9 protein-coding genes are annotated in these 12,424 nt (G+C 65.1%); 1 reads left to right on the top strand and 8 read right to left on the bottom strand.

Going from position 1 to position 12,424, the window contains the following annotated elements:
• Position 1 precedes the first annotated feature (1 nt).
• Complete coding sequence (locus VGV60_17495) at positions 2 to 601, bottom strand: transcription termination/antitermination NusG family protein (GenBank protein HEV8703068.1); 600 nt, start codon at positions 599 to 601, stop codon at positions 2 to 4.
• A 176-nt stretch (positions 602 to 777) separates the two neighbouring features.
• Between VGV60_17495 and VGV60_17490 the strand changes: the two genes are divergently transcribed.
• On the top strand, positions 778 to 4,668 hold the full coding sequence (locus VGV60_17490; GenBank protein ID HEV8703067.1) for a chemotaxis protein CheB: 3,891 nt from the start codon (positions 778 to 780) through the stop codon (positions 4,666 to 4,668).
• Between the two features lie 142 nt (positions 4,669 to 4,810).
• Here VGV60_17490 and VGV60_17485 read toward each other — a convergent pair whose 3' ends face one another.
• The 7 genes from VGV60_17485 to VGV60_17455 all read right to left on the bottom strand — a co-directional run bounded on the left by VGV60_17485 (position 4,811) and on the right by VGV60_17455 (position 12,424).
• On the bottom strand, positions 4,811 to 5,296 hold the full coding sequence (locus VGV60_17485; protein ID HEV8703066.1) for a hypothetical protein: 486 nt from the start codon (positions 5,294 to 5,296) through the stop codon (positions 4,811 to 4,813).
• 28 nt (positions 5,297 to 5,324) lie between these two features.
• Complete coding sequence (locus tag VGV60_17480; GenBank protein ID HEV8703065.1) at positions 5,325 to 5,993, bottom strand: hypothetical protein; 669 nt, start codon at positions 5,991 to 5,993, stop codon at positions 5,325 to 5,327.
• 213 nt (positions 5,994 to 6,206) lie between these two features.
• Positions 6,207 to 6,956, bottom strand: coding sequence for a hypothetical protein (locus tag VGV60_17475; protein ID HEV8703064.1), 750 nt, complete (start codon positions 6,954 to 6,956; stop codon positions 6,207 to 6,209).
• A gap of 44 nt (positions 6,957 to 7,000) precedes the next feature.
• Positions 7,001 to 8,056 carry an AI-2E family transporter gene (locus VGV60_17470; protein HEV8703063.1) on the bottom strand — a complete coding sequence of 352 codons (1,056 nt, stop codon included), beginning with the start codon at positions 8,054 to 8,056 and terminating at the stop codon, positions 7,001 to 7,003.
• 103 nt (positions 8,057 to 8,159) lie between these two features.
• A complete protein-coding gene (locus tag VGV60_17465) occupies positions 8,160 to 9,230 on the bottom strand; it encodes a BON domain-containing protein (GenBank protein HEV8703062.1) in 1,071 nt (356 codons plus the stop codon).
• Between the two features lie 66 nt (positions 9,231 to 9,296).
• Positions 9,297 to 11,630, bottom strand: coding sequence for a transglycosylase domain-containing protein (locus VGV60_17460; protein ID HEV8703061.1), 2,334 nt, complete (start codon positions 11,628 to 11,630; stop codon positions 9,297 to 9,299).
• Between the two features lie 98 nt (positions 11,631 to 11,728).
• The gene (locus VGV60_17455; GenBank protein HEV8703060.1) at positions 11,729 to 12,424 is read right to left on the bottom strand and encodes an OmpA family protein; all 696 of its coding nucleotides are present in this window, start codon (positions 12,422 to 12,424) and stop codon (positions 11,729 to 11,731) included.

The following is a 12,424-nucleotide window of genomic DNA, read 5'->3' as shown; positions in this document are numbered from 1 at the left end:
CTCAGAGGGCCGTCAGGCCCGTCATGGCCGGCGCGGCCCGCCAGGGGACAGCGCCAGTCTTTCGCCAGGGCGCCGGCACCGGCTCGACCATGGTGCAGTCGACCTCCACGGCCACGCTGCGCCGCAGCAGGTCCACCGACAGCACCAGCAGGCCCTGGTTCATCTTGAGCTGCACGAGAATCCCTTCGAGGCCGGCAAGGGAACCGCGCATGATGCGGACCCGCCGGCCCTCTCTCAGGTACGGATGCGCCGCAGCAGGGACCTTGGCCCCTGTCATCCGGCGAATGGCTTCGATCTCGGAGTCGGGGAGCACCGCCGGCCGGTCCCAGCTGTCTCCCAGGATCGTCACCAACCCACGCGCCCTGCGCACCTCGAGGTAGCTCTCTTTGTCCAGCGCATGACGCAGGAACAGGTAGCCGGGGAACAGCGGCGCGGCGGAGAGACTCCGCGACCCGGCACGCTTTGCCCAGGCCTCGAACTTGGGAAGAAAGAGCTCGAATTGCTTCCCGGCAAGCTGGTCGTGCACCAGCTGCTCGCAGTGACTGCGCGTCCACAGGACGTGCCAGCGGGCGCCCGCATCCGGGGCCAGGGTGTTCGACATGAGAAAGGCCTCCACCTCCTGAAATCGCCGCACTCGCGGCGGGCTTCGCCCCCTTCGTCCCCGCCTCGACTCCCGGGGCGGAACGACCAGGGTGGTTGGTTCACGGACAGGACGGTGGTGCTCGACGTGATGGTTTTACTCCGGCCGGCAAATCGGAACAATTCGGCAGCCCCTGAATGCGCGGCACGGGGTTTCCGACACGACGTCAGGAGCGTCCTGACAACGGATTTTCACCACTTGGTGGTAGGCTAGCGGACTCACCCTCGGGAGCGGGCGGATCATTGGTTAGAAAGGCTAGAACGCCGAACCGGAGACGGACCCGCGGAGCCGCAGGAAGGGCCTCTTCCGACCTCGCGGTCAGGTCACGGACGCCCCGCAAGCCGGCGGACCATCATGTGAACTGCGCCGTCGTCGGGGTCGGAGCCTCCGCAGGCGGTCTGGAGGCTTTTTCGGCGGTACTGGAGAACCTCCCGGCCGATACCGGGATGTCCTTCGTGTTTGTCTCGCACCTGGATCCAAAGCACGAGAGCATCCTGACCTCCCTACTTGCCCGGGTGACTTCCATGCCAGTCCTGGAGGCGAAGCACCGGATGCTCCTCGAGCCGGATCATGTCTACGTGATCCCGCGTAATGCCAGGATGACCGTCGACAAATGCGTCCTGTCGCTCTCTCGCCGTCTGCAGGCGCCGGCCGAAAATCTCCCCATCGATCATTTTATGGAGTCGCTGGCACGGGATCGGAAGCACAGGGCGATCGGAGTGATCCTCTCCGGGACCGCTTCGGACGGGACGGTTGGGCTTGCGGCGATCAAAAGGGAAGGGGGCATCACCCTCGCCCAGGATCCCGGCACGGCCAAGTACGACGGCATGCCCCGCAACGCGATCAAAGCCAAGGTCGCGGACTTTGTCCTTCCGCCGCACGAGATCGCCGCCATGCTGGCGCGGATCGCCCGGAGTCCCGAGTCGATCGCCCGCGCTGCCGAGCGTCTGCCGACCCCGAAAACATCGGAAGGAGGGCTGGCGGAAATCTTCGCCCTCCTGCGCGAAAGAACCGGAGCCGATTTCTCCACCTACAAGGAGGCCACCGTCCAGCGCCGCCTCCTCCGCCGCATGGCCCTCAGCAAGATCCGGAATGTCGTCGACTACGCCAGACTCCTGCGCCAGGATTCCTCTGAAGTGGATGCCCTGTACGAGGACCTGCTGATCAAAGTCACCGAATTCTTCCGGGACACGAAGACCTTCGAGAGATTGAGGACCACGATCCTCCCCGCGATGGTGAAGAGAAAACCGCCCAAGGAGCCGTTCCGCGTGTGGGTGCCCGGCTGCTCCACCGGCGAGGAGGTGTACTCGATCGCCATGCTCCTCTTCGAGATCACGGGCCGACTGCGCGTCCGCAACCCGATCCAGATCTTCGCGACCGACCTGAGCGAGAGGGCCATCGCCGTGGCCCGCAAGGGGATCTACCCGGCGGGCATCGCGAGCTCGGTGTCGCCTTCACGCCTGCGGCGCTTCTTCGTCAAGATGGGTGAAGAGTACAAGATCGGCCAGCGAGTCCGGGAGGCCTGCGTGTTCGCCAGGCAGGACATCACCAAGGATCCGCCCTTCTCCAAGGTCGACCTTGTGAGCTGCCGCAATGTCCTGATCTACATGGGGAAGACCCAGCAGGACGCGATCCTGCCGATTTTCCATTACGCCCTCAGGTCGGACGGCTGCCTGCTTCTAGGGAAGGCCGAAACGCTCGAGAGTACTTCCGACCTGTTCGCCCCGATGGACATGAAGCACAGGATCTACAGCAAGAAGCCGTTTCCCGCCATGCAAGGGACTGGATTCGCCGCCCGGCTGGCGGGACCTGCCCCGAGCCCTGCGGCCCGGGCGGCCGGCAGGGAACAGCATCAGGCCCGGAGCGAGATGAGCGTCCGGGAGGAGGCGAATCGACTCATCATGGAGAGGTACGCTCCCGCGGGCGTCGTCATCAACGACAAGATGGATATCCTCGAGATCCTGGGAGACACCCACCCGTACGTGCGGCTCGCCTCTGGAACGGCCAACCTCAACCTCCTCCGGCTGGTCAGGCGAGACCTCGCCCCCCAGCTGTCCGCGGCGATCGATCTGGCCAGGAGGACAGGCGCTCCTGTCCGGAAGCAGGGGCGGCCGGTCAGGCGTGGCCACGAAGAGCCCATGGGGCCCACACTCGAGATCATTCCCATGACCGCCCGTTCGGAGCAGAACGATCGCCTCCTGGTCCTCTTCGGGACAGTCGTCCCTCCGGCCGCCGACGCTCAGGACTCGAGCGGGGCGGCGGGCATGAGGGTCAGGTCGGGAGAACGGGGGAACGGACGCGACGTGATCCGGCTGAGGAACGAGCTGGCCGACAGTCAGGAGCACCTGCGCTTGCTGATGGACAGCCGGCAGACCGCCGAGGAGGAGCTCAAGTCGGCGAACGAAGAGCTCATGTCGAGCATGGAGGAGCTCCAGAGCGCCAACGAAGAGCTCCAGACCTCGCATGAAGAGCTGGAGTCGACCAACGAAGAGCTGACGACGGTCAACGACCAGCTCGCGATTCGAAATCGAGACCTGACGGATCTCAGCAACGATTTGACCAACCTGGTCACGAGCGTCAACGTGCCGATCCTGATGCTGACCGGCGATCTGCTGTTGCGGCGATCCACCGTCGCGGCCGACAAGGTGCTGGGCCTGACGGCCGCGGATATCGGGCGGCACATCTCCGAGATCCGGCACACCCTCAGGCTCCCCAATCTGGATGGTGTGGCCGCCGAAGTGCTCAAGAGCCTGGCGGCCAAAGAGATCGAGGTTCAGGATCGGTCGGATGTCTGGTATTCGATGCGGCTGCGTCCTTACCGGACCGAGGACGACCGGATCGATGGGCTCGTCCTGGTGCTGTTCGAAATCGACAGGATAAAGCGAAGCCTCCAGGAGGTGGAGCGCTCCAGGAATTTCAGCAGGACGATCGTGGAAGCCGTGCAGGAGCCCTTGATGGTTCTGGGCGGAGACCGGCGCGTGCTGATCGCGAACGACTCGTTCCTCAAGACCTTCCATATGTCGCGCGCGGCGATAGAGAATCGGCTCGTCTACGAGCTGGAGCCGAGCGGGTTTCGCTCCCCGGCTTTCAAGAGCATGCTGGAGGACACCGTCGCGGGCCAGGCGCGGACCAGGGACTTCGAAATCGAGTTCGAGATCCGCGGCTCGACGCCCACGATCATGGCGGTCGACGCCCGGCAGTTCGATCTCCACGAGGACCATGGAAAGATCGTCCTGCTCACCATGAAGGACATCACAAGGTTCAGGCTCACCGAGCGGCGCCTGGTCGCGGCTCACGACTCCGTGCAGAAGGGTCGCCTGCGGGCCGAGTCGTCGCTCCGGGAGAGCAAGCAGGATCTCCGTTCGAGCCGCGCCGAGCTGAGAATCCTCGCAGGGCGCCTGATCAGGGCCCAGGAAGACGAGCGGAAGCGCGTGGCCAGGGAGCTGCACGATGATTTGAGCCAGAGGCTGTCGGCTCTTCAGCTCGGATCGGCGGGTCTCGCCAAGCTGGCTCCGGCAGGCGCACCCGCAAGGGCAGGATTCGAGGCACACCAGGAGCACCTCGGGGAGATTGTCGAGGAGGTCAGGCGCCTGGCCTACGACCTTCATCCTGCGATCCTCACCCACCTCGGGCTGAGGGCGGCCCTGCAATCGTTCTGCGTCGAGTTTTCGGGGAGGGAAGGGATCGATGTCAAGTTCAGCGCCCAGAAGGAGCCCCCCTCGCTGCAGGAGGAGGTCGCCCTGTGCCTGTACCGTGTGACACAGGAAAGCCTTCGCAATGTGGCCAGGCATTCCGGCGCCAAATCCGTCGGTGTCAATCTCAAGACGGCCGGCGGTATCCTGCACCTCTCGATCCATGATCGCGGCAAAGGGTTCGATGCCCGCCCGAGCCGGACGGGAGAGGGGTTAGGCCTCCTCAGCATGAACGAGAGGGTGAGGCTGGTTCATGGCACCTTTCAGGTGAAGTCCCGGGCGGGACATGGCACCCAGATCGACGTGCGGGTGCCCCTCCCCCCAAAGAGTCGATGAGATTGATCCTCGCCATGGAGGGGGAGCACGCGGAGGATCTCAGCACGCTTCTTGAATAACTGGGGAAATCGAACTGAGCGGGAGACCGCCCGGCCCGGGCGACCTCCCGCTCAGTCAAAGCGACAGTGTCAGGCCGATCCGCTCACTTCGCCGGCGTGATGGTGAATTTCCCGAAGGCGAAGCCGACGTCGACGCCATGGCCCGTCCCGCTGAGCGCCAGGGAGATCTCCCCCTTCGTGAGAGCCTGCGCGGCGGCCGACTTGCCCGCACCGGCGTGGACCTCGGACTGGGCGTACGACCCGAAAAGCTCGTTGATCCTGCGAACGCCCGTGAAGTTTCCGGTGCCGTTGATGACGTCGGATTTGCCGAAGGTGATGCCGCCGCCTTTGGCCTTTATCGACACCTTCGCAGTCTGTCCATTGTCGCAGTGGATGGTCCCATCCCCCTTCGATGACTTGTAGAAGGCGGACCAGCTCTTCAGGTCGAAGTTCATCGTGCACTCCACGAGCTTGTCGTTGTTGTTGTGCTCCTGCTTCTGCTTCTTCGCGGCGAGCGGGGAGGTAGGAGCCCCGGCCGAGAGCAGAACGAAGGAGAACACCAACAGAGAGACGGCAGCAGCTTGTTTCATGGCATTCCTCCGATCGATGTATGAGTGACTACGCGCGGGAACCCGTGTGAGGGACCTGAATCGCCTGTTCGAGCCGGATCCCGAACGGTGTGTCGGACGGAAGGGACGCCTGCTCCCGCTCCTTGCCGACCAGCACGGCCGTTCCGATGCCGCCGCCGATGATGGCGCCGATCACCGTGCTGCGCGTGTCCTTGCCCAGGATGCGCCCGAGCAACGCCCCGCCGGCCGCGGACCCTCCGATGACCGCCGCGTTGCGGCCCTTCTTGGACGCGCTGATTTCCTGGAAGCTGCCCACGATGTCGGTGCGGTACCCGCTTGCGAGCCTGAGGGTGCTGAATGACAATCCAAGAGTCGCCTGGCCGGCTCCTCTCTTGGCCGGGGTCGCATCCGTGATCTTCCCTTCGATCGTGCTGCCTGCGGGGATCACTTCGCGGTTCTCCACCACGATCGGCTCCACCACCGTCGCAGTGAAAGTATCTCCGGCCTGGCTGGTCTCGGAGCTCAGCGTCGAGTCGAGCGCCAACGTCAGCTCGGTGCCGGCCGGGATGCCGACCATGTGCGTCTGCGTCGTTCCCGACGAAGGACGATTCCCGGTCGTGCCGGGCTGGTTGGACGCATCCTGCGCGTGGTCCACTCCCGCACACCCGGCCAACAGGACCACCGCAACGACACCTGCCATCAGATGAATCACCTTCATTGGATACCTCCTCTGATCATTGAAGCTTCCCACTACGACGATCCTGCCTGCTGACTGGACAAAGACCGCAAGGCGGGCGGTGGCGCCTGCTCCTGAGGCGACCCAGGCCCCGCCTGGTCGATGCCCGTCACACCTTCGCACGTGGCAGGGCGGCCGGATATCGGAGCCCGCCTGAATCTGCGGGTGAGAATCCCTGACGAGCGGCCGCAGTCCTCAGAAGCCGGTCGGCATGCCCCCTTCGCCCGTGGCCAGCGCCTGGCGGGCGTGGTCCAGCGCGTTGAGCCGCAATCTCTCCCAGTCGTAACTGTTCCAGACCGATTCCTGCTTGAGGCTGTTGGGATGATCCTCGTTGAACCCCTTCAACCTCCGGAAGAGCCAATGTCCCTTGCGCGCCGTCCCGTCCAGAATCATGAAGCCCCGCCCGACCGGGACCGCCACCAGGACCCAGCCGCTGTTCCCGGCGCTGTCGCCCATCTGAACGAGCGGGTCGGCCCGCTCGGTGCCGTCAAACCTGCTTCGGGCGAAGAGGTAAAGCTGGCTCACTCCTGCGGTGAGTGCGTGGTCCGCGATCGTCATGCGGGGCGAGAGTCCCTTGACGATGAGCTCGCCGCCGCGATTGCCGCTGGAGGACCTGACGAAGTCGAAGGCCTCGGATCGGAACGGTGCGACGGTCTGCGCCAGAGAGCTCTTGAGGCCGTCTCCTGCCACCCAGAGAAAGCCTCCGGATTCCACCCACTGCCGCAGCAGTTTCATGTGCGCATCGGAGATGTTTTTCGTGTTGTTGTCCTCGAGGACGAGGATGTTCAGGTCGGCCTGGCTGCGGATGGTCAGGAGGTCGTCGATCGTCTTCCAATCGACCCGGTAGATTCCCGGATCGATCTTCTCAAACGCCGTCGACGGGGCGGTCCCGAGCATGACCAGCATGCAGGCGAAGAGGACCAGAGCCGGAAGCCGCTTGTTCATCGTGTTCTCCTTGTTTCCTTACGGTGTTGCAAATTGAGCCCTGTTCAAGTGCCGAGCAGCTCGCCGACAGGCTTCAGGTCCTCGATGCGATCGCTGATCGACTTGATCATGACCATCATCGGCACGGCGAGCAGCAGGCCCCACACTCCCCACATCCACCCCCAGAACATCAGCCCCAGGAACAGAGCGACGCCATTCATGCGCACCGCCCGCATGGTGAGCCAGGGTGTCAGGAGGAGCCCTTCGAGGCTCATGATGAGAAATGCCAGTCCCGCGAGATAGAGGCCCATCAGGATCGTGCCGAACTGGAGGAAGCCGATCGTGAAGAGGCCTGCCATGGCGATCGCGGGACCGAAGTAAGGGATCGTGTCGAGCAGCCCCACGGCGATCCCCCAGATGGGGGCCTGCTCGAGGCCCATCATCCAGAACGCGATGCCCGAAACGACGCCGACGATAAGCGACGTCATCACCTGGATGAGCATGTACCGCGCGATCTGCGTGTCGATCTCGTCGAGGATCTGTGCCGTGACCTTCCGGCTCAGGACGGATGGACCCGCGATCTTCATCATCTTCCGCGTGAAGAGATCGCCGGTGATCAGGATGAAATAAACGAGGAACAGGACCAGGACGATCTCGCTGCCCACAGAAATGATCCCCGAGCCGCCCTGCCAGAGATAGTCACCCACATTAATCGGCTTGTCCTCCACCTGCACGCGCGTGACGCCCTTCCGGATCGCGTCGGGGCCGACCGCCTCCGTGGTCGTGTTCTCCATCTCGGTCGCGACGTCCTGCATCTTCTGCATCAGGCCCTGTCCATCGCCCCGGGTCAGTTTCACGGACTCGCCGAGCTTCTTCGCTGCTGCCGGCAGCTTCTCGACGACGGCCACGGCATCATCGAGCAGCCGGAATGCCGCGAAACCGGCGCCGCCGACCAGAGCGGCAAGCAGGACGGCGGCTCCGAGGGCCCGAGGGATGGAGCATTTCTTGAGCCAGGCGACGATCGGCTCGAGCGCATAGCTGATCAGCACGCCGACGGCGAGGGGGACGAACACCTCCTGAGCGAATCGCAGGAACAGCACCACGCCGATGCCGGCGATCACAGCCTCAGAAAGGGATCGGATGTCGACGGGTTTCCGTGAGACGGTCTCGGGTTTGTCGATTCCGGAATGAGCAGCAGCGCCGTCGTGGTTCACTGTGTGGGTTCTATGACCTGGAGGCGTTCCGGGTCTCCACCTTCAGCTCGCTGAGGACCGATCGGACCCCGGTCACGGAGCGTGCAAGGTAGACGGCCGAGAGGTTGCTCTGCCAGGTGGAGACCGTGCCGGTCAGTCGCACGACGCCGTTCGTCACCTCGACGTCGATGTCGGCGTTCTCCTGCGCGCCACGGTCGTTCAGGGATTTCTCCACACCCTGCTGGATTTCCTCATCGCGCGCCTGGACCAGATCATGGTTCGTGGAAGCCACCACTTCGAGCCGGTTCTCCACGCGCTTCACCCCGGATACGCCGCGGGCGATCTCGGCAGCCGCGGACTTCGACTCCTGAGAGGGGACCATGCCGAACAGCGTCACGATCCCGTCATGGCTGTCGACGTTGATTTCGGTCGCTGGCGTGCGGGAATCCGCGGCGAGTCTCATCTTGGTGGCGGACGTGATCCAGAGGTCGCTCGTGACGCCGCCGATGTTGCGCTTCCCGGTCTCGGGCATCATCTCTTCCTCCGCCCGGAAGTCCACGTCAGGGAGCGTGTCGGGGACGTCGATCTCGGAGGCAACGCGGAGCACGCCGGGCTGGCCGGCTGCGTAGTACAGGGCACGCTGGTGGTCGTCGTAGGACGCCGCCCTGCCGGTCAGGAGGACGACGCCGTCGTCGACCGACTTGACCGAAATGCTGCTGTCGTCGAGCGAGCGGGCGGCTTTCAGGCGTTTCTGGACGTCCGACTTGATGAGGTCGTCGGAGCGCTTCATCATCGTCGCGTTCTGGGTATGCGACGCGACGTGCAGAAGATCCTTCACATCGCTCACGCCCTCGATCGCGTTCACGACCTCGACCGCGCGCGCCTTCTCCTTCCCGTCGCGCACCGTGCCGTGAAGCGTCACGCGTCCGTTGATCGTGTCCACGTTGATGGCCGTGCCTGTGACGTCCTTCGCGAGGTACAGGGCGGTCTTCGCCTTCATCGTGATCCAGGCATCGGGCCGCGAGCCCGCCTGGGCGGCAATCGGCAGGGACAGGATGACCGCGGCGAGCAGTGCATGCTTCAGCGAGAGTGTCTTGTGCATGGGAGCCTCTTCTTCAGTTCAGTGTGTCGATCGGATTGCAACAGTTCACCTCAAGTCAAGCTTTTCTCAGGGGGCCCTCCGCAAGGCCGAAAAGGAGGTCAGCCCGTGTACGGGGTCCTGCGGCCACTCGTCCATCCCCGCCGTCCGCTCGGCCTGCATCGCCAGGTACTCGTCGATCCGCACCTCGAGGTCGCAGGGGAACCGCGGAGGAGGACCCACCAGCTGGTCGTGGTACAGGCGGAGCATGATCTCGCGGAAGATCGGCAATGCGGCGCGCGACCCGGTCTCCTTGTCGCCCAGCGTGCGGTTGTCGTCGAAGCCGATGCGGACCGCCACGGTGATGCCCTGCCGCCCGTAGGTGGAGCCGACGAACAGCGCGTCGCGGAAATTGGTCGTCGTCCCGGTCTTGCCCATCACCTGGATCGGGAAGTCGATGCCGTCGAGCGCGTGGGCCGTGCCTTCCGGCAGGCGGACCACGCCGCGCAGCCCCTCCTGGATCAGGCTCAGCTCGTCGGGGCTTGGCCCGTCCGGGCCGATGTCCGGTGCAGTCCGGGCCGCCTCGTAGAGCACGATCCCTCCGGCGGCGTCGGTCACGCGAGCAATGACGTGGGGCTCCGCGAGGCTCCCCGAAGCCATGGCTCGATAGGCGCCCGCCAGCTCCAACAGCCGCACCTCAGAGGCCCCCAGCGCGGTGCTGATGTAAGGGTTCAGCGGAGTGTGGATTCCCAGGTCCCGGGCGGTCCGGTTCACCTCGTCCACGCCGACCTCACGGGCGATCCACACGGCCACGGCGTTGCGGGACTCGGCCAGGGCTTGTCGGACGGGGATCGAGCCCTTGAACTGGTTGTCGTAATTGGCGATCCACTTGACCCCGGGTTCGGAGCCCAGGGGCACCTCGATGGGCTCGTCGGGCACGTCCGTGTCGAGGTCGAGTCCCTGGCGGAATGCGGCCAGGTAGACCATCGGCTTCCATGCGGAGCCCGGCTGCCGTAGCGAGCCCGTGACGCGGTTCAGGTCGGAGTAAAGCGTGGAGCGGTCCTTGAAGACCTGTCGCCCGCCCGCTTCGGCCAGGATTGCCGCGTCCGTGTTGCGCAGCACGACCACCGATCCCTGGATGAGCCCTTTCGACCTGCGGTGCCGCTTCTCATAGAAGGCCAGGCCGTTCTCCAGCGCTTCGTTCACGACGGACTGCACCCGGTCGTCCACCGTGGAGCGGATTGAGATCCGCCCCTGGAACAGGTCCTCGATCCCGAATCGGGTCCCGCCGAGCTGCTTCAGCTCCTCGAGGACGTTCCCGATCGCGCCTGGGGCGTCGGTCTTGACCAGGCTGGGGGTCGCGATTCGCACCGGCTCCGCCTGGCAGCGCTTCGCCAGGCTCTCGGAGATGTATCCATTGCGCGCCATGAGGGCCAGGATCGCGTTGCGGCGGCGCAAGGGCCGCGGATCGCCGGGCCTCGGGGCGTACTCCTTGGGCGACTTGCTGATCCCCGCCAGCAGCGCCGCGGTTCCAGCGTCCTCCGGCGTGTAGCTCGACAGAGGCTTGCCGAAGTAGTACTCCGAGGCGGCGGCGAAGCCGTAGCGGCCATTGCCCAGGTAGATGAAGCTGGCATAGCGGGCGAAGATCTCACGCTTGGCCTGCTGCTGCGATCCGTAGCGCCGTCGCATCTCCTCCTCGAGCCAGAGAGTCAGGCGGACCTCCTCCATCTTCCGGAGAAGCTTGTTCATGGGCCGGACGCCCAGGCCGGCGGAGAGGACCCGCGGGGTCAGCCCGGCGCCGATCAGGGTGTCGCCGTTCTCGCGGATCGTCAGATCATGAAGGAAATAGCTGCGGACGAGCTGTTGAGTGAGCGTCGAGCCACCCTGGGGGAAGCGCGGCCGGAGCCCGTCGCCGCTCCACCAAGCGGCCAGCGAGTGCTGGGCTGATTTCTGAACCACCCGCGGCAGGGAGCGGTATTCCACGCCGGAATGGGAGAAGAAGTTCCTGTCCTCGGCGGCCAGGATGGCCTGCCGCAGGATGAGAGGCACTTCATCGTAGGAGACCACCCGGCGGTATTCCCGCGCCAGCTGGATCAGGACCTTGCCACGGTCGTCGTAAATCTCGCCGATCCCGGGGGGCTCGAATCGGAGGAAGGAATCGAGGTCGGGGAGGCCGCTCCGGTCGAAATAGACGTGGTACAGGGGTCCCGCCGCGAGAATCGCGAGCAGCGCCAGAGGCGGGGCCGCGAGGCGGACCGCGCGGTGCGACCAGGCAGAGCGAAGACGACCGGCCACGAAGGCGCCGGTGGCCCGCAGGCGTGAAACGGTCGCGCCGATCCCATAGTGAGGGAGCAGGCCGGTGTGCGCCGGACGATCGACGAGCCGCTTCGCGAGGGGCATCGGCGCATGATTGAGAACCGGCATCGGGGATCCAGTGTTTCCCATGAGAGGGCGGCAGCCGCCGCGCCACGGAACGGTCGAGTTGCCCGGCCCGTCGCGCGCGGCGGCCACCTGTAGGCCCCTCAGTCGATTCGCGTCAGCTCGACGCGACGGTTCGTCGCGCGTCCGTCGGCGGTCACGTTGTTGGCGATGGGACGGGACTCGCCGTAGCCTTTTTCCTCCAGCCGCGACGAGGCCACGCCCTTGTCCACCAGGTACTCACACACCGCCGCGGATCGCGCCCTCGAGAGCTTCAGGTTGTACGCGTCGGTGTTGTTGGAGTCGGTGTGTCCGTCGATCTCGACCCGGGCGTCCGGCCAGGCGTTCAGCGACTTGGCCACACGGTCCAGGACCACGCGAGAGCTGGGTTTCAGGCGCGCCGTATCATTGTCGAACCTGACCCCTTCCAGAACCAGGCTCTTTCTGCCCTCGAACAACGACGAGCGCAGCCCTCCGTCCCCATCGCCCTTCCTGTGGCTCAGGAGCTGGGTCCTCGTTTCGAAGTCGATCGAGCCCGTCGGCAGAAGGGCATGGGCTGACTGGAAGGCTTGGAGCGCCTCGACGGTCGAATCGTCAGCTTGGCCGTTACGGAACGCTCCCGCCTTAAGGTATCCCGCATGCTGCAGGATCGCCTGCGCCTCCGAGATGTCCTGTGAGGAGCTGTAGATCTGACTGTTGGAGGCGGAAGGGTCGGCGGTGGCGAGGGTCGCGACAGCCGCGGCCCCGGCGAGGCACAGACCTATGGCGAGCATCACGTTACGGTTTCTGATCAAGGACAT

It is taken from the genome of Candidatus Polarisedimenticolia bacterium (assembly GCA_036001465.1).
GTDB lineage: Bacteria > Acidobacteriota > Polarisedimenticolia > Gp22-AA2 > Gp22-AA2 > Gp22-AA3.
The sequence above is the reverse complement of the archived record's forward strand: the minus strand, read 5'-3'. Positions and strand labels throughout refer to the sequence as shown.